Source organism: Arthrobacter sp. GW460-12-1-14-TSB2, assembly GCF_059423525.1.
On the sequence record NZ_JBWKYC010000018.1, the window covers coordinates 56716 to 77725 of the forward strand.

Annotated in this window: 20 protein-coding genes; 11 read left to right on the plus strand and 9 right to left on the minus strand. The window is 60.8% G+C overall.

The features are described 5' to 3' along the window. Nucleotides 1-572 precede the first annotated feature (572 nt). Nucleotides 573-1670: a glycosyltransferase gene (locus AC07YR_RS18575; protein ID WP_494734813.1), complete on the minus strand. Its 1098-nt coding sequence runs from the start codon at nt 1668-1670 to the stop codon at nt 573-575. Between the two features lie 683 nt (nt 1671-2353). Between AC07YR_RS18575 and AC07YR_RS18580 the strand changes: the two genes are divergently transcribed. The 8 genes from AC07YR_RS18580 (at nt 2354) to AC07YR_RS18615 (ending at nt 11911) form a co-directional block, all read left to right on the plus strand. Continuing rightward, nucleotides 2354-3562, plus strand: a complete 1209-nt coding sequence (locus AC07YR_RS18580) for a glycosyltransferase family 4 protein (protein ID WP_494734814.1) — start codon at nt 2354-2356, stop codon at nt 3560-3562. Between the two features lie 39 nt (nt 3563-3601). After that, nucleotides 3602-4630: a GDP-mannose 4,6-dehydratase gene (gmd, locus tag AC07YR_RS18585; RefSeq protein ID WP_494734815.1), complete on the plus strand. Its 1029-nt coding sequence runs from the start codon at nt 3602-3604 to the stop codon at nt 4628-4630. After that, entirely contained in the window at nt 4630-5604 is a 975-nt protein-coding gene (locus AC07YR_RS18590; protein ID WP_494734816.1) for a GDP-L-fucose synthase family protein, read from the plus strand. Before gmd ends, AC07YR_RS18590 begins: the two co-directional genes overlap by 1 nt. A 45-nt stretch (nt 5605-5649) precedes the next feature. Continuing rightward, entirely contained in the window at nt 5650-7098 is a 1449-nt protein-coding gene (locus AC07YR_RS18595) for a sugar transferase (RefSeq protein ID WP_494734817.1), read from the plus strand. A 45-nt stretch (nt 7099-7143) separates the two neighbouring features. Continuing rightward, on the plus strand, nt 7144-8457 hold the full coding sequence (locus AC07YR_RS18600; RefSeq protein WP_494734818.1) for a UDP-glucose dehydrogenase family protein: 1314 nt from the start codon (nt 7144-7146) through the stop codon (nt 8455-8457). A gap of 122 nt (nt 8458-8579) precedes the next feature. Then, nucleotides 8580-10361, plus strand: a complete 1782-nt coding sequence (locus AC07YR_RS18605; protein WP_494734819.1) for a DUF4012 domain-containing protein — start codon at nt 8580-8582, stop codon at nt 10359-10361. 172 nt (nt 10362-10533) lie between these two features. Beyond that, nucleotides 10534-11142 carry an LPXTG cell wall anchor domain-containing protein gene (locus AC07YR_RS18610; RefSeq protein ID WP_494734820.1) on the plus strand — a complete coding sequence of 203 codons (609 nt, stop codon included), beginning with the start codon at nt 10534-10536 and terminating at the stop codon, nt 11140-11142. A gap of 298 nt (nt 11143-11440) precedes the next feature. Next, the gene (locus tag AC07YR_RS18615) at nt 11441-11911 is read left to right on the plus strand and encodes a VanZ family protein (RefSeq protein WP_494734821.1); all 471 of its coding nucleotides are present in this window, start codon (nt 11441-11443) and stop codon (nt 11909-11911) included. Nucleotides 11912-11917: 6 nt separating this feature from the next. Here the strand turns inward: AC07YR_RS18615 and galU are convergent, their stop codons facing one another. After that, on the minus strand, nt 11918-12811 hold the full coding sequence (gene galU / locus AC07YR_RS18620) for a UTP--glucose-1-phosphate uridylyltransferase GalU (RefSeq protein WP_494734822.1): 894 nt from the start codon (nt 12809-12811) through the stop codon (nt 11918-11920). Nucleotides 12812-12951: 140 nt separating this feature from the next. Here galU and AC07YR_RS18625 point away from each other — a divergent pair, with 140 nt between their 5' ends. Next, nucleotides 12952-13860: a hypothetical protein gene (locus AC07YR_RS18625; protein ID WP_494734823.1), complete on the plus strand. Its 909-nt coding sequence runs from the start codon at nt 12952-12954 to the stop codon at nt 13858-13860. Nucleotides 13861-13862: 2 nt separating this feature from the next. Here the strand turns inward: AC07YR_RS18625 and AC07YR_RS18630 are convergent, their stop codons facing one another. Genes AC07YR_RS18630 through paaA form a run of 6 tightly spaced genes read right to left on the minus strand, consistent with a single transcriptional unit; the run spans nt 13863 to nt 18707 of the window. Next, on the minus strand, nt 13863-14645 hold the full coding sequence (locus AC07YR_RS18630) for an enoyl-CoA hydratase/isomerase family protein (RefSeq protein WP_494734824.1): 783 nt from the start codon (nt 14643-14645) through the stop codon (nt 13863-13865). Nucleotides 14646-14687: 42 nt separating this feature from the next. Beyond that, nucleotides 14688-15914 carry a 1,2-phenylacetyl-CoA epoxidase subunit PaaE gene (gene paaE, locus AC07YR_RS18635; protein ID WP_494734825.1) on the minus strand — a complete coding sequence of 409 codons (1227 nt, stop codon included), beginning with the start codon at nt 15912-15914 and terminating at the stop codon, nt 14688-14690. Between the two features lie 15 nt (nt 15915-15929). Further along, on the minus strand, nt 15930-16481 hold the full coding sequence (gene paaD, locus AC07YR_RS18640; RefSeq protein WP_494734826.1) for a 1,2-phenylacetyl-CoA epoxidase subunit PaaD: 552 nt from the start codon (nt 16479-16481) through the stop codon (nt 15930-15932). A 2-nt stretch (nt 16482-16483) separates the two neighbouring features. Beyond that, complete coding sequence (paaC, locus tag AC07YR_RS18645; RefSeq protein ID WP_494734827.1) at nt 16484-17404, minus strand: 1,2-phenylacetyl-CoA epoxidase subunit PaaC; 921 nt, start codon at nt 17402-17404, stop codon at nt 16484-16486. After that, nucleotides 17401-17703 (minus strand): 1,2-phenylacetyl-CoA epoxidase subunit PaaB, encoded by a 303-nt coding sequence (gene paaB / locus AC07YR_RS18650; protein ID WP_436058426.1) that lies wholly within the window; start codon nt 17701-17703, stop codon nt 17401-17403. The genes paaC and paaB overlap by 4 nt, the downstream gene beginning before the upstream one ends. Continuing rightward, nucleotides 17700-18707 (minus strand): 1,2-phenylacetyl-CoA epoxidase subunit PaaA, encoded by a 1008-nt coding sequence (gene paaA, locus AC07YR_RS18655; protein ID WP_055804578.1) that lies wholly within the window; start codon nt 18705-18707, stop codon nt 17700-17702. The genes paaB and paaA overlap by 4 nt, the downstream gene beginning before the upstream one ends. A 178-nt stretch (nt 18708-18885) precedes the next feature. Between paaA and AC07YR_RS18660 the strand changes: the two genes are divergently transcribed. Both AC07YR_RS18660 and lepB read left to right on the plus strand, forming a co-directional pair. After that, entirely contained in the window at nt 18886-19287 is a 402-nt protein-coding gene (locus AC07YR_RS18660) for a VOC family protein (protein ID WP_494734828.1), read from the plus strand. A gap of 74 nt (nt 19288-19361) precedes the next feature. After that, entirely contained in the window at nt 19362-20102 is a 741-nt protein-coding gene (gene lepB / locus AC07YR_RS18665; RefSeq protein ID WP_494734829.1) for a signal peptidase I, read from the plus strand. Here the strand turns inward: lepB and AC07YR_RS18670 are convergent. Next, entirely contained in the window at nt 20044-21003 is a 960-nt protein-coding gene (locus AC07YR_RS18670) for a nucleotidyltransferase family protein (protein WP_494734830.1), read from the minus strand. The genes lepB and AC07YR_RS18670 overlap by 59 nt on opposite strands. Nucleotides 21004-21010 lie beyond the last annotated feature (7 nt).

A 21010-nucleotide genomic window follows, 5' to 3' on the forward strand; every position in this document is an offset into this window, starting at 1 on the left:
GTGTGCCAAGGCGTCAACATTTGGCAGGGTCAGTGCCGCGGAGTCCAGGGCGCGCTGGCCCAGGCACCATGAGTCACGAACGAGGAGGCAGCCTCCGCTGCGGCCCCGCCGGATCCGATAACTGTGGCAACGAGGGCGACCCGGAGCCGGCCGGTGGACCGTGCCGGCGCGGGACTTCGGCGGTTTCCTCGGTGAATGTCCTGCGCGGGCGCACATCCTCATCGAAGAAGAATCTCCGCTTAGCCCAGACCCCTTCGAAAACACCGGCGCGACATCCCCGTAGCAGGCTGAAGACGCTGGTGGCAGCCTCGGGCACTACAACGACAGGATCACTCAAGGCTCGTGACCCTTTTTCTTGGTTTGAATGCTTGAGACACTCATCCGACCGGGGGTACAGGACGCCTTTAAAACCAACTAGCAATCAATTCCCTACGAACGAGGAAGAGCCTGTGATCATGAAGAGACATGAACTGCGACTAGAAACGGCTGGCTGGCTCCGTATAGGCCCGGTGGAGGGCTCAGGACACGTTTCAGGCCGTCATCCACTCAAGATTTTCTGGGGTCGATTGTCGTTATCGATAAATCGATTCCAAAACCCGGCCAACGGCAGAAATACTGAACTTGGCCGATACCGCCTCAAGACCGTTCTCGGCCAGACGCAATGCTAGATCTTGATCTCGCAAAATTGACTCTACAGCTTTGGCAAGCTCATCCGGCGAGCCGTCAGTAACGAGTGCAGCATTACAGTCACGAAGGTCACTGGCGATACCTGAGTCCGCGGTGGTCACCACCGGTGTTCCAACCGACAGGGACTCAAGCACAGTCATAGGGAAGACTTCGCCTCGACTAGGAAGTACATAGACGCTGGCACGAGCGAGTCGCTTTCGGGCGTCCACCATAGGGATAGGGCCCTCGTACATAACTACGGATTCAAGAGAATGTTCCGCAACAAAGGAACGCAATGCGGGAAGATCTCCTTCGTCAGGGCCTACAACAACAAACTTCGCATCTACACCATCCTGGCGGAGGAGTTTAGCCATACTCGCAAACGCAAGTACTCTTTTGCGCGGATGAAGGCGGGCGAGGAAAAGTACTTCATTTGGATTCTCCTGCACGACAGTGGGATCAGTCGGGATCGCGATACCATTTGCAATCCTTCGGACGTTCACGCGAGACTTAGCCACGTGGCCCAGTCCAGTCTCCTCCGCGGAAGTGAGCGTAAGGACACAATCTGCGCCGCATAGAATTCGTCGAGTAATGGCCAAATCAAGGATGCGACTGACAAATCTACGATCCGGCATTATCATTCCGTGGGTTTGGAGGACATACTTGGCGTTGCGGAGTTTCAGCATCTGAGCACAGGCAAGACTAATAAGATCACGTCCGGCATGAACATGCACGGTTGTATTCGCAGTGATCCGGCCTCTCAAATATCCGAGGAGTCCAGGCGCCCAAAGACCACTGAAGCCCACGGGAAGTACCTTGTTTACCCTAAAAAGGCTTATCTTTACGCCGCTTAATTCGACTTTCGCCAGGCCGTCCCATCCGGCGATGAGCTCTACCTCATGCCCCCGCCGTGCAAGCTCCTCCAATTGAGCAGCAGCCACTGCAATCGGCCCACCAAACGCACCATCGCTAGAAATATAAGTGGCAACATGAATAATTCTCAAAACGTCTCACAATCACTATTCGGTAAATCGTTGACCAATTATCATGCCAGGATTGCCTCTCACCACAGAATTCTCTGGTATATGTCCTTTGACGACTGACATAGGGCTGATTAGCGAAGAAGTTCCGAGGTGAGTTCCACCAAGAACAAGGCACCGCGATGTAACCCAGCAACCGTCTCCGATTGTCACAGGGCGTGTGATGAGTGCCATATCTTTCCTGTGAGCGTGACTTCCGGTCGTGATCATAGTTTCTTGGGAGATGACAACATCACAGCCAATATGAACCTCATCTTGGTTATGAATCCAAACCCCTTCCCCAATCCAGCTTCGGTCACCGATACGCAATTTCCACGGGAACTTCACTCGAGTTCGAGGCCGAAAAATCACATCTTCACCTATCTCGGCGCCAAACAAACGAAGAACGGCAATGCGCAATCGCGAACTCACCTGCCATGAACTGTTGACGAAGACTAGCTCCACGATTCCCCACAAGTACACCCAAAGTTTCGGCCTGCCCCATGCCGACTGTTCTCCCGGTGCAATCGAAAGATCTATTACTCGCTGAGACTGACCCAATTGATCCCCTCGTTGTCATACTGCCCAACCACTGGGCCCTGCCGGCTGCAGTCAGGACTATTGTTGCATCTGTGACTAAGACCCGCCTCCGAGTAACAATTCTCGGCTTGAACTACGCCCCCGAACCCACCGGCAATGCTCCCTACACCACGAGTCTGGCGGAGGGCCTCGCCGCCTCTGGCCATACCGTTCATGTTGTTACGGGCTATCCTCACTACCCCGAGTGGAAGGTGAGAGAGGGCTACACAGGCTGGTCTACCACCGAGGTGATTAACGGCGTGCATGTGAAGCGTGTGAGGCACCGCACACCGCGCACCCCAAATACCGTGGCCCGCCTTCACATGGAGCTGAGCTTCGGTTTGAGACTCATGTTTGCACGGTGGCACAGGCCTGATGTCGTGCTATTTGTGAGTCCTGCGCTGTTTTCCAGCGGCCTGGCCGCGCTACGTGCCCAGCTGGGACCACGCCGGCCTGCGGTTGGAATCTGGGTGCAAGACCTCTATAGTCGCGGCGTAGTCGAGACTGGCGGCGGTAGTGGAAAGTTGGCTCAGCTCACTGCCGTCCTTGAAGGAGCGATACTTCGGTCCACCGATGGCGTGGTTGCCATCCATGAGCGCTTCAAAACGTACATCGTAGAATCGTTAGGTATCCCAGAAAGCAAAGTCAAGGTAATTCGAAACTGGACACATTTGCCTCCCTCCCCTGCTCTTGATGTTGACCCGGTGCGTGCTCGCCTTGGGTGGGCTCCTGACGAAGTGATCGTCCTTCACGCAGGGAATATGGGCAAGAAGCAAGGGCTTGAAAACGTGCTAAACGCCGCGAGCTTGGCGCAAAAGGCCAAGAGCAAGGTCCGCTTCATACTGATGGGCGACGGAAATCAGCGTAGAACGTTGGAAACGCTGGCAGTTGGCCTCGAGCACGTAACATTTATGGCGTCTCTTCCCGGAAGTGAATTTATGGAAGCGCTGGCAGCAGCCGATGTGTTACTGGTCAATGAACTACCTGGAGTGACTGAGATGGCGGTTCCGAGCAAACTCACTTCCTACTTCAATGCAGGTCGAGCCGTAATTGCCGCGACTGATGCCGGCAGCGTTACAGCCATGGAAGTAGCCGCTTCTAACGGAGGAATCCGAGTTAATGCTGCCGATCCTCAGGCTCTTCTTAATGCTGTCGAAACCTTGGCCGCCGACCAAGACGTCGCTAGGGCCTTTGGAGCCAACGGGCTTCGCTTCAGACACGAAACATTGTCCGAAGTTGCAGCCTTGGGGCACTATGATGATTTCGTATCAAGCCTGGCATCGTCGCGCGGCCGCTAGGCTGTGTGACTTCTTAACTTTCGCACCATGGGGGGCACAATGACTAAGCGCGCACTAATTACGGGCATCACAGGACAGGACGGCTCGTATCTAGCTGAACTCCTGCTCAGCAAGGGCTACGAGGTCCACGGACTCATCCGAAGGGCATCTACGTTCAACACGGCCCGTGTTGACCACCTCTACGTGGATCCGCATGATCCCAAGGCCCAGCTGTTCTTGCATTATGGCGACCTGAGCGACGGAGCGCGGCTGGTCACATTGCTAGCCGAAATCAACCCCGACGAGGTTTATAACCTCGCTGCTCAGTCACATGTCCGCGTCTCTTTCGATGAGCCAGAGCACACTGCTGACACGACCGGGGTTGGCACAATTCGGCTTCTGGAAGCCGTGCGCATGTCCGGCATCAAGACAAGGTTCTACCAGGCTTCGTCGTCAGAGATGTTCGGTGCAACCCCGCCGCCGCAGAATGAGGACACTCCGTTCTACCCCCGGTCACCCTACGGGGCTGCCAAGGTGTACAGCTATTGGATCACCAAGAATTACCGCGAAGCGTATGGAATGTTCGCGGTCAACGGCATTCTTTTCAATCATGAGTCCCCACGCCGCGGAGAAACTTTCGTAACGCGCAAGATCACTCGGGCGGTAGCGGCTATCAAGGCCGGTAAGCAGGATCTTCTCTACATGGGCAACCTCGATGCAGTGAGAGACTGGGGTTACGCCGCCGAGTACGTCGAGGGCATGTGGCGGATGCTTCAGGCCGACGAACCTGACGATTTTGTGCTCGCTACCGGAGGCAACTACACAGTCCGCGACTTCCTGCAAATTTCATTTGATCACGCGGGATTAAATTGGGAAAATCACGTGCGTTTTGACGAGCGCTACCTGCGGCCCACGGAGGTCGATGCCTTGGTCGGAGACGCATCCAAAGCCCAGGAGAAGCTTGGGTGGAAAGCTTCCGTTCATACTCCGGAGTTGGCCCGCATTATGGTGGACGCCGACATCGAAGCGCTCAAGCATGCCGGTAACCACTGGATTGATACGGTCGACCTCGCAAGTTGGAAGAACTAATGGCAGACGGTGTCGACTTTGTTCCGGCCACACTTGATCGAACGTCGACATTTTACGTCGCGGGGCATCGGGGTCTCGTGGGATCTGCAATTTGGCGCCGGCTTGAGTCCGAAGGCTTCACAGATCTCGTGGGACGGACCTCGTCTGAACTAGATCTGAAGGACCGAGAAGCCGTATTTTCTTTTTTTGCCGCGTCAAAACCTCGCTATGTGGTTCTTGCTGCCGCCAAAGTCGGTGGAATTCTTGCCAACAATACTTACCCAGTCGACTTTCTGAGTGACAATCTCCGCATCCAGGTCAACGTACTCGATGCTGCGCGCGAGCACGGGGTCGAAAGACTCCTCTTCCTCGGGTCATCTTGTATCTACCCTAAGTTCGCGGAGCAGCCAATCCGCGAGGATTCGCTGCTGACTGGACACCTGGAACCCACGAACGACGCCTACGCCATAGCCAAGATTGCCGGGATCATGCAGATCCAGGCCGTTCGAAGGCAATATGGGCTGCCTTGGATTTCGGCAATGCCCACCAACTTATACGGTCCGGGCGACAACTTCTCGCCCGAAGGTTCTCATGTCTTGCCTGCGCTCATTCGTCGTTACGACGAGGCTGCGCAGTCTGGAGCTCAGAGCGTTACCAACTGGGGTTCAGGGTCACCCCGGCGCGAGTTCCTCCATGTCGACGACATGGCCTCCGCGTGTCTACACCTTCTGGAAAACTATGATGGGGCGGCCCAAGTGAACGTCGGCACTGGGAGTGATGTCACTATTAAGGAGTTGGCCTCACTCGTTGCTCACGCAGTCGGCTACCGAGGAGACATAACCTGGGACACCACGAAACCCGACGGAACTCCACGAAAACTGCTTGACGTATCAAAATTGTCGCAGTCTGGTTGGAGTGCTTCCATAGGCCTGGAAGATGGTATCCGCTCCACTGTTGATTGGTACCGGCAAAATTTGCTTTCAATCCGAGGTTGATCGACGAGACATATTGGTGTGCGCGTCTAGCAAATTAGCTTCGAAATGGGGACTCTAGTGGGTGAAGACGCAGACTGGCGCGCACGTTCCTCCCGGCTGTTGGGCGTGGTCGATGCGTTTGTCGTAAGTTGGGCCGTTGTAGGCGCCTTTATAATTCGTTTTGGTATTGAACCAGACTTTGTCGTGGCCGGGCAGGAACTAATCTATGCTTGGCTGTCAGTTGCTTTGGCGGCCGCATGGTGGCTCATGTTGGGTGCTTGGAACAGCCGGCAAAGTAGGGTACTCGGATCCGGACCCGACGAATACAAGCGTGTTGCAGCCGCGTCGCTTTGGTTATTCGGCATCGTCGCCATCGTCTCCTACGTACTCCGAATTGACACTGCAAGAGGCTACGTCGGCCTAGCCTTGCCGGTGGGCCTCTTGGGACTCCTTCTCGCGCGCTGGCTCATCCGACAACACCTCAGTATCAGACGACGCCAAGGCCGAAGCATGTCGCGACTTCTGCTGTTGGGGGGACCGAGCGCTGTCGCCCACTTGGCAGCGTCCCTTCAAGGGGCCAAGCATGCTGGATACCTTCCAGTGGCTGCATACACTCCTGGAACCATGGAAGGTCCTGCAGTTGAGCCCGAGTCCGGACTTCCAATTTTGGGCTTCCGGCCGGACACACGTTCCATCGTGGACGCTATCTCCGAGTGCGGCGCCGATGCAGTCGCAGTATCGGCCGGTGTCCAGCTTCACCCACAAACACTTCGTCATCTTGGCTGGGAATTGGCCTCTCGCAATATTGGTTTGATCATGGCCCCCGCTCTCACCGACATTGCAGGCCCACGTATTCACACGCAACAGGTTGCAGGTCTGCCACTGATTCACGTGACCACGCCGACCCTGGAAGGCGGGCAGCGAGTCGCTAAACGTTTGTTTGACGTAGTTGCTGCCGCATTTCTCCTGGTTCTTGCTGCACCAGCTATGACGTTCGTAGCCATTCTGGTAAAGCTCGACAGCCGTGGCCCAATACTCTTCCGACAAGAGCGCGTCGGTATCGAGGGCAAGATGTTTCGGATGCTTAAATTCCGGTCGATGGTCGTAGACGCTGAAACCAGGCTGCTGGACTTATCGAAGAAGAATGAGGGCAGCGGGCCCCTCTTCAAGATGAAGAATGATCCGAGGGTGACACGCGTCGGCGGAGTCCTACGCAAATACAGCATCGACGAGTTGCCTCAACTGTTCAACGTCCTTGCTGGTTCTATGAGTCTCGTCGGACCAAGACCCCCTCTGCCAGCAGAAGTTGCCGTCTACGAACAAGATGTCCGTAGACGGCTCCTAGTCAAGCCGGGCCTTACTGGCCTATGGCAGGTCAGCGGGCGTTCCAACCTGTCTTGGCAGGACTCTGTGCGGCTGGACCTCTACTACGTCGAGAACTGGTCCCTTGCCGGCGATCTCGTCATCATTCTCCGGACTGTCCGCGCTGTCTTCCACAGCACGGGCGCCTACTAGACTTTCAAAGCCGGACGACTGCCCTCTTGGGGAAGGAACTATAACATGCGCATTTCCGTTATTGGCTGCGGCTACTTGGGTGCGGTACACGCCGCATGCATGGCAAAACTCGGTCACGATGTGGTCGGCATAGATGTGGACGAGCGAAAGGTATCAGAGCTATCCAATGCTACGGCGCCATTTTACGAGCCTGGCTTGGAAGCTCTTCTTCGAGACGTTCAGGACACTGGTCGGTTGTCATTCACCACCGACATGTCCGCGGCGGCCGGCAGCGACGTCCACTTCATATGTGTCGGAACACCGCAAAAGAAGGGCGAAAACGGCGCCGACATGACCTACGTGGACGCAGCAGCGCGGGAGCTCCTGCCTCACCTCGCACCTGGAAATGTCGTGGTGGGCAAGTCCACTGTCCCGGTCGGGACAGCTGCGCGTCTGTCTGATCTCGTCAACGATCAAGAGCCGTCGGCCCACTTGGTCTGGAATCCGGAGTTTTTACGTGAAGGGCATGCCGTCTCTGACACCCTAAGTCCTGACCGTTTGGTCTATGGTGTTATTGATGGTTCGGAGGACCACCCTGCTGTAGCGGTGTTGGACGAGGTATATGCAGGCTCGCTAGCGGGTGGAACGCCACGCTTGGTCACCGACCACCCGACAGCTGAACTGGTAAAGGCGGCTGCCAACTCGTTCCTGGCAACCAAGATCTCGTTCATCAACGCGATGGCAGAGGTATGCGAAGCCACCGGCGCAGATGTGACTCGGCTCGCGGACGCTATCGGCATGGACGACAGAATTGGGCGAAAATTTCTACATGCCGGTATCGGATTCGGCGGTGGTTGCCTGCCGAAAGACATTCGTGCATTCATGGCTAGGGCCGGTGAACTGGGGGCTGATCAGGCCCTGACCTTCTTGAGGGAAGTCGATGCCATCAACATGCGCCGCCGTTCGCGTGTAGTCGAGTTGACTCGGGAAATCTGCGGTGGGTCCCTATTGGGCACGCGGGTCACGGTTCTCGGCGCGGCGTTCAAGCCCGAAAGTGACGACGTTCGGGACTCACCAGCACTTAGCATTGCCGCCCAACTCCAACTCCAAGGTGCAGTAGTCACGGTAACCGATCCAAAAGCCTTGGCGAACGCCGCCAAAAGATTCCCAGAACTACAGTATGAAGCCGACCTGGATCGGGCCATCGGCAATGCTGACGTGTTGCTTCTACTCACGGAATGGCAGCAGTATCGTGGCCTAGACCCCTATGAACTCGGATCCCGAGTTTCTTCTATGCGCATTTTGGATGGACGAAATGTGCTCGACGCAGCCAAATGGCGCGCGGCTGGATGGACCTACCGCGGCCTGGGACGACCCTAACTATGGGGCGTAATGGTTCTGAGGTTGACGCGGGGGGAGCACACGCCACGGGAGAGACCCTCTCAGCATCCTCTAGGGACAGCCGAATCAATCGCGGCCGGCGCCGCCACCCTCGCGCGGTCGTGGCAGCGCTGCTCGCTGCCGCCGCAATCCTCATGCTGGTAACAGCGAGTTGGCTGGGAGCTAAGGCAAATGCCGTTAAGACCGAACTCGAAGCCGCAGCGCAACTGATTCCTACATTGAAGGAGGAAATTGCGGCCGAAAGACCGCAAGAGGCCGTCGAAACTGTCAGGTTGCTCCGTACTCACACAGGAGCCGCACGAGACGCCGCCGGTGACCCTCTCTGGACCTTGGCCTCCGCCATTCCAGCGTTCGGGGCCAACTTCAGTGCCATCACGGAAGTTGCCCGGTCTGCCGACGACATTGCAACGCTCGGGTTGACCCCTCTAGCTAACGTGTTCGGATCCCTAAATTGGGACACTCTGCTTCCAAGCAGTGACGGGACGAACTTGGGGCCGATTCAAGAAGCCTCCCCCAGCGTTTCATCGGCCGCACACGCCGTGCGAGTCTCGGCCGAACGGCTAGAGGAGATTGATGCCAGCAGCCTACTCCCTCAGGTCGCTGAGCCGCTCGGACGAGCTCGAGAGCAGTTCCAAGCCGCCACAGGTGCGTTGGACGCGGCGGCAAATGCCTCCCAGATAGCCCCGGGAATGCTCGGAGCTGATGGGCCACGCAAATACTTGCTCATGATTCAAAACAATGCGGAAACTCGTGCAACGGGCGGAATCCCCGGGGCATTGGCAGTGCTCACCCTAGACGGGGGCAAGCTAGCGCTCGGGGAGCAAAGTAGCGCCAGCGAAGTGGGAATCATGTCCCCGACGTTGCCGGTCGACGCGGAACAGCAACAAATCTATTCCGGACGCCTCGGCAAGTACATGCAGGATGTAAACCTGACTCCGGATTTCCCGACATCCGCCTCCACCGCCCAAAAAATGTGGGAAAAGAAGACTGGACAGCGTGTAGAGGGTGTGATCTCCATCGACCCCGTTGCTCTCGGATACATCCTGGACGCCACCGGCCCGGTGAAAATTCGCACACCAGAACTCGCCGCAGCCGCCAGCGGTGTCCTGCCCACCGAGCTGAACGGTAAGAACGTAGTGTCCACCCTGCTTTCAGATGTCTACGGCAAGATCGAACAGCCGAAGCTTCAGGATGCGTATTTCGCGGGTGTGGCACAGGAAATCTTCGCGGCCCTTTCCAATGGCCAGGGTGACGCCAAAGGCCTGATCGAGGGGATCAGTCGCGCAACAGCCGAGGGCCGTGTCCTTGTTTGGTCCGATGTGGCGAATGAACAGTCAGTGATCACGAAGTATCCACTTAGCGGTTCCATTACCGGACCTAGCGTTTCCCCTGCGCAATTCGGCGTCTATTTCAATGATGGAACCGGCGCCAAGATGGATTACTACGTGAAGCGCACGGTGCAACTCGTTGAGGAATGTACTGGCGACGAGTACGGCCAGATAAAGGTCCGTATTACGAGCACCAATACAGCACCACGAGATGCAGCAAGCACCTTGCCTGACTATGTGACCGGTGGCGGCGTCTTTGGTGTGCCCCGAGGTACGGTCCAGACCAACGTCATTGCGTACGGTCCGGTCCAGGCCAAAGTTGAAACCGCGACCGTAGATGGTAGAAAAACTGATTTCGCCGCACACAGGCATGACAACCGGCCCGTGGGAGCCGTGACAGTCACCTTGGCGCCTGGCCAAAGCAGCACCGTGGAACTAACTTTCGGAAAAATTGTCCAGCACACTGAACCTAACCTGGTTGTCACACCAACCGTCCAGCCCGTCAAAGATGTGATTCTTGGCACCGAAGCCGCGGAATGCGTTCCCGGGAAGTAGACATCGCGTTAACAGTATGTAAAGCGACTTGATTCACTTTGGTAACACCCGTCACGGGATGCTAACTTGTAGTTGGGCACAGCCAATGAGATTTCAACCTACGGTCACTCGGGGGATCGGAAATCTCCACCAATCACGTGACACAAACGTTTTTACGGTCTCAGGGGGACTCATGAAGAAATCACTTGCAGCACTTGCACTCGCAGGTTCCATCGCACTTATCGGCGCCGTTCCGGCGGTCGCAGCCCAGTACCCGGCCCCGGCCGCAGTGGTTGCAGTAAGCAACGCCTCACCGGGCCCCGGCGAGACGTTCACCTTCCGCGGCCGCGCAGCGGCCTTCTTCAACAATGAACCGCTGTCCATCACCGTCACGACGACGGGCGCACCTGCTGCGGCAGGCGCTGGCGTTTCCAACGGTAGCCGCACCGTGTCCGGCAAGATCACCCTGCCGCTCGCACCGCAGACGTTCTCCACCACGGCTGCAAGCGACGGCAGCTTCGCCTTCCCGCTGAGCATCAGCGAAACCGGTACCTACACGCTGACCGCAACCGGTCTTACGTCCGGAAAAAGCGAGTCAGCAACGGTCACCGTTGAAGGCGCCGGCCTGGCAAACACCGGCGGTGCCCCGCTGGCCAACACCGGGGGTGGCGCAGCCCTCGCCAACACCGGTGCCGATGCAAGCCTGGTTCTGTGGTCCCTGGTGGGCGCAGGCGCACTGGCTGCCGGCGCAACCTCGGTAGTTGTAGTTCGCCGCCGCGCCAAGTCTGAGGCCGCAGCGTAGGGCTAAACCAACAAGCACCAAAGAGGGTGGGTGGTTCTCCGGGAAACCGGAGAACCACCCGCCCTCTGCTTTTAAGGTTTCGACAAGCTCAACCACCGAAGTTTTGCAGTTACTCAACCACCGAGTGTGGTATTCATGAGAGTTATGGGGAGACATTGGCGCCGTCCACGCTGGCAGTTCGACTTTTCTGTGCCCTTGCCGCCACTCCACGCACTCCCGTACATGCTCTTAGGGCTCCTAGCCATCGCTGCGCTGGGAGTGTCAGCCCTAGCCCTTCTCCGGACATCTTGAGGCCTGCTTGAAGCGTCTCGCGCAGCCTCGGCTTTGGCGGGCAGTCCTCGCCGCCATGCTGGTGCCGTTAGCGCTGGTGGCTTTCTGGCCCAGCCCGGTAGACAAACCCGTGCAGGGCGAACTCGCAGGCTTCCTCATTGTCATCCATACGCTGGGAATTCCCGGCTGGGTCAATTACTCCTTCATAGAGGCCTCGGCCAACGTGGCCCTCTTCGCGCCGCTGGGCATGGCGGCCTCACTGGCCTTCCCAAACAAGCGGCTTTGGCAGCTTGGCGCCTTCGGTCTGGTGGTCTCCGGCTGCATGGAGCTAGGGCAGCAGCTCTTTCTCCACGATCGGTTCGCGAGCCCGCTGGATCTTGTCACAAACACCGCGGGCTGTGTCATAGGGGCATTGGCGGCCCGGGCTGGAATCCTGGAGCTCAAACGCCGACAGGCTCAACGCCACCTGACGTTGAGCCTGTCGAAAAGCGATTCATGAACCGACTTAGTCGTTCACGAATTCCTTCATCCACGTCTTCAATTCTTCACCGAAGTCCACGCGCTCCGAGGCAATCGAGATAACAGCCTTGATGTAGCTGAGCTTGTCCCCGGTGTCGTAGCGGCGCCCACGGAACACCACGCCGTAGACACCGCCGCCCTCGCCCTCGGTGGTGGCCAGGGTCTGCAGGGCATCCGTCAGCTGGATCTCCCCGCCTCGGCCAGGCTCGGTTTCTTCGAGGACGTCGAACACAGCCGGGTGCAGCACGTAGCGGCCGATGACAGCGAGGTTGGACGGGGCCTCTTCAACAGAGGGCTTCTCCACCAAGCGGTTCACCTGGAAGTAGTTCTCGCCGTCCACAGGAGTGATGTCCGCACAGCCGTAGGCGCTGATCTGCGACGGGTCCACCTCGATCAGGGCGATCACGGAACCGCCGGTCTTGGCCTGGACATCGATCATGATGCTCAGGAGGTCCTCCTGAGCATCAATGAGGTCATCACCCAGCAGTACCGCAAACGGCTCGTCCCCGACGTGCTGTCGGGCGCACAGGACGGCGTGGCCCAGGCCCTTCGGATCGCCCTGCCGCAGGTAGTGCAGCGGTGCGAGGCTGGAGGCGTGCTGAACGGCCTCCAGGCGCTCCAGGTCGCCCTTGAGCTCCAGTGTGCGCTCCAGAGCCGGGGCCCGGTCAAAGTGGTCCTCCAGCGCGCGCTTCGAGCGGCCCGTGATCATCAGCAGATCGTCCAGGCCCGCCTTGACGGCTTCTTCAACCACGTACTGGATTGCGGGCTGGTCAACAACCGGCAACATTTCCTTCGGCATCGCCTTGGTGGCGGGCAGGAAGCGAGTTCCCAAACCGGCAGCAGGAATGACGGCTTTTCTTACGGATTTCCCCAAAGTCATAGCTGCACCATACAAATCGATTGAGGATACTGGCAATTCAGGGCCAAGATTACGTCTTGATGGGGAGCCCTGCCCATCGTGGGCCTTCACTTTTTCGGACATACTTCTGGTTGCAGCTTTCACAAATATTGGGGGAAATCTTGAATAACAACCAGCAGCCTGGCGAGCAGAACCAGCCGGTCCAGCCCGGCTACGAAAACCAGGAGCCATACGGCCAACCGCCTTATCCGCCGCGCGCAGATCAGTACAACTTCAACCAGCCGCCGTACGACCCCGGACACGGACAATATGGCCACCCGGGCCCGATGCAGTTCGGCCAGACACCGCCGAAGCGCAAATTCCCGGTGTGGGGCTGGGTGCTGATCGGCATCGGCACCCTGACCATCCTGGCCTTTGGAGGTCTCTTGTGGCTGGGAGCAATTGTCCAAGCCTCGCAAGCCTCCCCGACATCCCCGAATACAGCCGGCAGTTCAGAGTCCGCTCAGGCGACGGAGGAAGCCACCACCGACGAATCCTCGGCCGCTGCCTCCGGTGAAGAGGACATCTATATCTTCCAGGACGCAGACTTCACGTCGCCGCCGGTCTGGTCCGTGCAGATGCCTGCCGGCTGGACCATCTCAGATACGAAAGACGGCACCACCCAGTACCGCAGCAGCGACAACCCCTGCCTCTTCACCACGCACCAGGCGGTCCTGCCGCCCAGCGGTGCCGTCACGGATGAAGAGGCAACAAAGGCCTCCATGCAGGCGGAAATTGAAGGCATCAAAAAAGCAGCCGCCTCGCCGGTCACAGTAGTGACCGACGCTGAGTCGCTCTACACCAAACTGCGGAATGCGGACGGCCGCGTGATCGAGCTGCAGGAAGCCGAGCTGCGGTTCAAGAACAAGATCGACGTGGACCTGGTGGTCCACCTGGCCGTGCGCGCCATGCCGTCCGGAAGCGGACTGATGGAACTCGACCTCGCCTGCCCTGCCAACATGCCGACAGAATCAGACGTGTGGACGGAACTGACGGGCAGCGTCACCATGGTTGACGATCCGGCGGTTTAGTTTCACCGGTTCTTGAAGACCGGGGTCCGCTTTTCCTGGAACGCCTTGAAGCCCTCCGAGTAGTCCTCGGACTTGCACAGCCGGGCCTGCTCCGCGTTCTCCTCCTCCATTGCCTCCCAGAGGCCAAGGCGCTGGTCGCGGATGTGGGCCACCAGGTCCTTGCTGGCATTGAAGGCACCCGTGGCACCCGTGGCAACCTTCGCCACGATGCCGCGGGTGTTTTCCAGCAGCTCACCCTTGGGCATCGCACGGCTGAACATGCCCTGCGCCACGGCCTCGGCGCCACTCATCAGCTCGGCCGTGTAGATCAGGTCCAGCGTCCGGTGCATGCCCAGCCGCTCAGTGAAGTACCAGTGCCCGCCGGAATCCAGCGTGGCGCCCAGCTTGGCGAACGGCGAGCCGAACTTCGCGTCCTCCGCCACGTACACCACGTCCGTGGCCAGCAACAGGCCCAGCCCCACACCCAGGCAGGCGCCCTGCGCCGCCGCGAACGTGGGAGCCGGGAACGCGGTCATCTTCTGCAGCAGCGGCTGCAGCAGCCCGCCCAGGTAGCCCTGGACGTCGTCAGTCTCCGGCGTCACGCCGGCAATGTCCCGGCCCGCGCAGAAGGCGCGTCCCTCTCCCCTGAGCAGCAACGCCCGCACCTCACCGCGCGAGGCGGCGGCAGCGGCGTCGTCGTACGCCTGGGTTAAATCCTTCAGCGCCTGCTCGTCCAGTGAGTTCAGCTTGTGCGGCGCGTTCAGCACAACCTCGGCGATGCCGTCGGCGATGGAGAGGGAGATCATGGGGCTCCTGTTCGTGGCCGTGACAGCCGGGTTGGGAAAGGCTTAGACGTCGAAGTCGACCGTGACGTCCGGAGTGGTGGGGTGGGACTGGCAGGTGAGCACGTAGCCCTTGTCCAGTTCATCCTGCTCCAGGGCGTAGTTCTCGTCCATGGTGACGGCACCCGTGACCACCTTGGCGCGGCACGTGCCGCACACTCCCCCGGCGCACGCGAACGGCACGTCCGGGCGCACGCGGAGGGCGGCGTTGAGGATGGATTCGCGCGCATGGGTGGGGCTCTCCACCTTGCCCTCGAGGCCGTCCAGCTTGAACGTGATCTTGTACGTCGCCTTGGACTCGTCAGCGATCACCGGGCGGCCGATGTTGCCCTCGGGGCGGTCCGGCTTGCCGGAGGTGAACAGCTCGAAGCGCACATGCTCCGGCTGCACGCCGCGGGCTGCCAGGGTGTCCCTGCACAGCTGCACCAGCTCGAACGGCCCGCACAGGAACCACTCGTCCACATCGTCCGCGTGGATGGCGGTGCCCAGCAGCGCCTGGAGCTTCTCGGCGTCGATCCTTCCGCTCAGCAGCGGCGCGATGCGCTGCTCGCGGGACAGCACGTGGTGCAGGGCCAGGCGGGACGGGTACTTGTCCTTCAGGTCCGCCAGCTCCTCCAGGAACATCACGTCCATGGCGGCCTTGTTGGCGTAGATCAGGTCGAAGCGGGTCTCCGGGTTGGCCGCCAGCAGCGTGCGGGCAATGGCGATCACCGGGGTGATGCCGGAACCGGCGGCGATGGCCACGAAGCTGCCGGGCTCCCCCGCCAAATCCTCCGGGTGGTTCATGGAGTTCATGACGTTCTGCTCAACAGTTTTGCCGTCGCGGCCGTGCTTGGAGACGAACGCGCCCATGGGGCTCATCACGTCCAGCTGGTCGCCGGCCTTCAGCTCGGCGTTCGCCCAGGTGGAGAACAGCCCGCCCAGGTCCTTCTTGATGGCCACACGGATCTCGCTGGTGCCGTCTGCGAAGCTGCGCGGCTCGGCGCAGATGGAGTAGCTGCGGCGTACCTCGTGCGGCTGGCCGTTCTCATCCGGCATGGTGGTGCGCAGGGCCACATACTGGCCCGGCAGGTAGTCGTACTGGCCGGCAAGCTCCGCCGGAACCCCGAACGTCACTTCGATGGCATCTTCCGTGAGCCGGCGGACTTCCGCCACCGTCAGCGTGTGGAAGGACGCACGACGGCGGCCGGTGGCCGTGGCCTGTTCGGCGGCAGTCTGGCGGACAACAGTCATGGGAGCACCTGTTCCTTACAAAACTTTGAAGTAGTCGAACGGTTCCTTGCAGTCCTGGCAGACGTACAGCGCCTTGCAGGAGGTGGAACCGAAGCGGGTGAGTTCCTTGGTGTTCAACGATGAACACTGCGGGCATTTGACGGCCAGGCTCAGGCGGATGGGACCGGCGTGGCGTACTGCATTGCTGTGGCCGCTGGGCGGCGCGATGCCGTACTCCTGCAGCTTGGCTTTGCCGGACTCGGTCATCCAGTCCGTGGTCCACGCGGGGCTGAGCACCAGCTCCACGTGCACGTTGGGGTAGCCCTCCTTGGCGAACACCGCGTTGAGGTCATCGCGGATAGCGTCCATGGCCGGGCAGCCAGAGTACGTGGGCGTGATGGTGACCTGGACGGCGGGCACCATGCCGCCGTCGTCGAACAGCTTCACATCGCGCAGGATGCCCAGATCCGCAATGGTGAGCACCGGGATCTCGGGATCGCACACCGTGGCGGCGAGGTCCCAGGCCTTCTGCTCCGGAGTTTTCGCTTCCTTGCGGTCGCTCTCCGCGGTGGGGTGGCTGACGTACATGGCTACCAGCTCGCTCCTGGGTGCTGGCGGGCCAGCACCTGCATCTCGGCCAGCATGTAGCCCAGGTGTTCGGAGTGCTTGCCGCGGCGTCCGCCGCCCAGTGCGGCCGGAACCTGCGGAACCTCAAGTTCCGCCTCGGCCAGGACCTCGCCGGTGAGCCGGTCAAAGTCAGCGCGGAGGCTGGAAGGCTCGACGGCGGCACCCGCCGCCGCGAGGCGGGCGGTGAGTTCGTCGTCGGCAAACAGTTCGTCAACGTAGGGCCAGATGACCTTGAAGCCGTGGATCATCTTGCGGCGCGATTCGTCCGTGCCGAGGGCCAGGCGCAGCACCCACTGGGCGCTGTGGTCCCGGTGGTAGTCCACTTCCTTCACTGCCTTGGCGGCGATGCCTGCCAGGGTGGCGTCTGTGGATTTGGTGAGCCGGCTGTAGAGCTCGAACTGGTAGTAGCTCACCACGAACTGGCGGGCGATAGTGACGGCGAAGTCCCCGTTGGGTTGCTCGACGAGTTCCACTGAGCGGAACTCGTCCTCGGAGCGGAAGTAGGCGAGGTCGTCCTCGCTCTTGCCGTTGAGTCCGCCGGCGTAGCTGAGGAAGGAGCGGGCGTGGCCCAACTGGTCCAGGGCGATGTTGCCCAGGGCGATGTCCTCCTCCAGCTCGGGAGCTCGGGAGATCCAGTGGCCCAGGCGCTGGGCCAGGATCAGTGCGTCATCGCCCAGGCGCAGCGCAAACTCGGCCACGTCCTCGGTGGGCCTGGCGGTGCCGCGGCTGACAGCCAGCGCAATGTCCTCCGGGCGGAGTGCGTTGCCCGGCGTAATGCGGGTGGCGCTGGCGGTGGCGTCCCCGCTGGTGCCGGCGGTGGCGACGCCCACGGAGATGTCCCCGTGGCCGCCTGTTTCTTCAGTGGTTGCGGGTGAGGTGCTCACAGGTGCTTCACGCCCTCGCTCTTGGTGTAGTACGTCGCGTGCCGGTAGTCCTTGCCCTGGGGCGACTCGAAGAAGGCGCCCTTGGCGTCCGGATCGCTGGAAGCGATGGCGTCCGCGGGGACAACCCAGATGGACACGCCCTCGTTGCGGCGGGTGTAAAGGTCACGGGCGTTGCGCAGCGCCATCGCTGCGTCCGGCGCGTGCAAGGACCCGGCGTGCACGTGGGACAGGCCGCGGCTGGAGCGGACGAAGACTTCCCAGATGGGCCAGACGTTGCCGGCGGGGGTTTGGGGATTCATGCTGCGGATTCCTTCTCTGCTTGCTTGCGGGCGTACGCTGCGGCGGCTTCGCGCACCCAAGTACCGTTCTCGTGTGCTTCGCGGCGACGCTCCAAACGCTGGGCGTTGCAGGGGCCGCGGCCCTTCAGGACCTCGTGGAACTCGTCCCAGTCCAGCGGGCCGTGTTCCCATTTCTTGGTTTCTTCGTTGAAACGGATGTCCTTGTCCGGGAGGGTGAGGTCCAGGACCTTGACCTGCTCCATCATCATGCCGACGAAGCGGTTGCGCAGTTCGTCATTGCTGAAGCGCTTGATGTTCCAGGCCATGGACTGCTTGGAGTTGGGTGAATCGTCATCCGGCGGGCCGAACATCATCAGGGCCGGGGCGTACCAGCGGTTGACGGCTTCCTGGGCCATCTGCTTCTGCTCGGGGGTGCCGTGCGAGAGTTCCAGCAGGATCTCGAAGCCCTGGCGCTGGTGGAAGGATTCTTCCTTGCAGACGCGGACCATGGCGCGGCCGTAGGGGCCGAAGGACGCGCGGCACAGCGGAACCTGGTTGGCGATCGCGGCGCCGTCCACCATCCAGCCGATGGCTCCCATGTCCGCCCAGGTGCGTGCGGGGTAGTTGAAGATGGAGGAGTACTTGGCCTTGCCGTCCATCAGGTCCTGCATCATCTGGTCGCGGGGCTGGCCCAGGGTCTCGGCGGCGGAGTACAGGTACAGGCCGTGGCCGGCCTCGTCCTGGACCTTGGCCATAAGGATGGCCTTGCGCTTCAGGCTGGGGGCGCGGGAAATCCAGTTGGCTTCCGGCTGCATGCCGATGATCTCCGAGTGCGCGTGCTGCGAGATCTGCCGGATGAGGGTTTTGCGGTAGGCAGCCGGCATCCAGTCGCGGGGTTCGATGCGCGAATCCTCCGCCATGACGCGGTCAAAGTACGCCTGACCTTCAGCCTCGTGCCGGGCTGCCTCTTCCAGCTGTTCAGGTGTCAGCTCAGCGGGCACTGACTGCAGGGTCTGCGTTGCCATGGTTGCTCCTATGCATATCCGATAAATAATTACCGACCGTTCGTTCAGGATATGCGGAAGCCGTGAGATGCGTCAAGCACCGGGTGCGCTTGATGGGGTTGATTTTGTGCCTGACGCGGCAGGGCGAATGGTTGCCAGCGGGCACTGAAGACTAAATCCCCGTGTGTAGGCTGTGGGCATGACGGCACCGCAGATCTATGTCAGTTTCCCCGGCACGGCGCGCGAAGCACTCACCTTTTACCGTGACGTCTTCGGTGGAGAGCTATCCCTCTACACCAAGGCGGACTTCGGTAGCAGCGACGGCCCGCCGGATCACATCGCCCACGGAGTCCTCAGCGGCACCGTGGCCCTGGCGGGATCGGATGCGCCAGCCGACGGGAAGACGGTCCGGTTCGAAGGCCTCATGCTCTCGTTGCTGGGGACCGCCGAACCCGAGACCCTCCACGAGTGGTTCGACAAGCTCGCCGTTGGCGGCCACGTGGTGGATCCCCTGGCCCCCAAGCCTTGGGGTGCATCCGATGGCCAGGTGATCGACCGCCACGGACTCCACTGGCTCATCGGGTACGAACCCGCCCCCTGAGCAGTGCCGCTGCTCGAACAGTTGCCCACTGACCGCATCAGAGCCCCACGGGCGTTGTGGGGTAGTTTTGGGGCGTGAACGCAGCCGCCCGCAGGAAGCTCCCCCTCTGGGCTTTGCTCGCCCTCAATATGCTGGTTGCCCTCCTCGCCATCGCCTTGGTCCAGGCGTTCCTGGTCAAGGTGTACCGGGTGCCGTCCGGCTCCATGGAACAGACGCTGCAGGGCTCGCAGGGCGGCGGCGACCGGATCCTGGTGAACCGACTGGCTTACGCGGGCAGCTCACCGCAGCGGGGCGACGTGGTGGTATTCACCCGTCCGGCCTCCTGGCAGCATGAAACAGCAGCGCCCGACGGCGGCGGGCTGGGCTCCGTGGCACGCGCCTTCGGCGACCTTACGGGGATCGGCGTTTCCAACGAGCAGTTCCTGGTGAAGCGCGTCATCGCCGTGGGCGGCCAGACCGTCAGCTGCTGCGGCACCGATGGCCGGGTCAGCGTGGATGGCCAGCCGCTGGACGAGCCCTACATCTACCAGGACTTCCCTTTTCAGGCCGGGGTTTTAGACTGTGCCTCTGTTCCCAGCTCGGCGCGCTGCTTCCCGTCATTCACTGTTCCCGAGGGCCAGCTGGTGATGTTGGGCGACCACCGCTCCGGCTCGGCGGACTCGGTGCTGGACTGCCGGACGCAGGCCGGGAACCCGGCGTCGGCGTTTTCGAATGGCGCGTCGCCGGGGTGCGTCCGGACGGTGGGGACTTCCGAGGTTATCGGTGAAGTGGCCCTGCGGATTTGGCCGCTGGATCACGCCGGCGGAGTTGGCTGAGGTCCTTGACGATCTTCGGGACCGCGCGCAGGAAGCGGGCCCACCGGGCCTGATGCTGCCGGAGGCGGCCCCTGAGGGACATATCCGCGTAGATGTTCCTCGACAGGTGTACTTCCGGCGCAGGGAAGACCGCACGGAACAGCATCCTCGGCTTGTCCCGCAGCGGGGCCTGGGCAATGGCGACGATCCGGGCGCTGCCAGGCTCCTTCGCTAGCAGGCGGTTGCGCCATTCCGTGGACGCCTCCGGCCATTCTTCTGGCTTCGGCTGGGAGACCAGGTCCTCGAGGAAGGGGCGCATGGCAGCAAGCGAACCGGTGGCCGTGGCGACGTCCAGGATTTCCGCCGCGTGCGACTCCCGCTCGGTGAGCTCGCATAGGAACTTTAGTTCCTGCTGACTCTTCGGCAGATGGGGCGAGCGGAGGGCATGCAGGGCAAGGATGAGGATGCCCAACGCCTTTGACGGGACCCGCACCACCTGCCCTGCAAGTTCAAGGTCCTCCGTGTGCGCCCACATCACGTCGAAGGAGTCGCCGGGAGGGTTTTCCATTCCGGGAAAGCGGAAGTGGACGTCGATGCAGCACGGCCATTCCGGGTGATCGATGGTGGTGGAGTGACGCGGGAAGCTGCGCTCATCCGGGTCCACCGGGCGCTCCCGCCAGCCCCGCTCGCGCATGCCTGACAGCAGTGGCTCCAGGTCCGCCGGTGGCACAAAGACGTCCACGTCCACGGACATCTTGGGCAGGCGCAGCCCCTGGACCACGCTGGCCGGACCCTTGATGAAGAACGCCCGGATCCCCAGGCTGTCCGCCACCCGCTGCACCAGGGCATGGCCCAGGAGCACGGCTTCGGGAATGCTCAGCTGCGTTTCGTCAGCCGGATCCTGCATGGCTGGGTTCGGCACGGCTGAC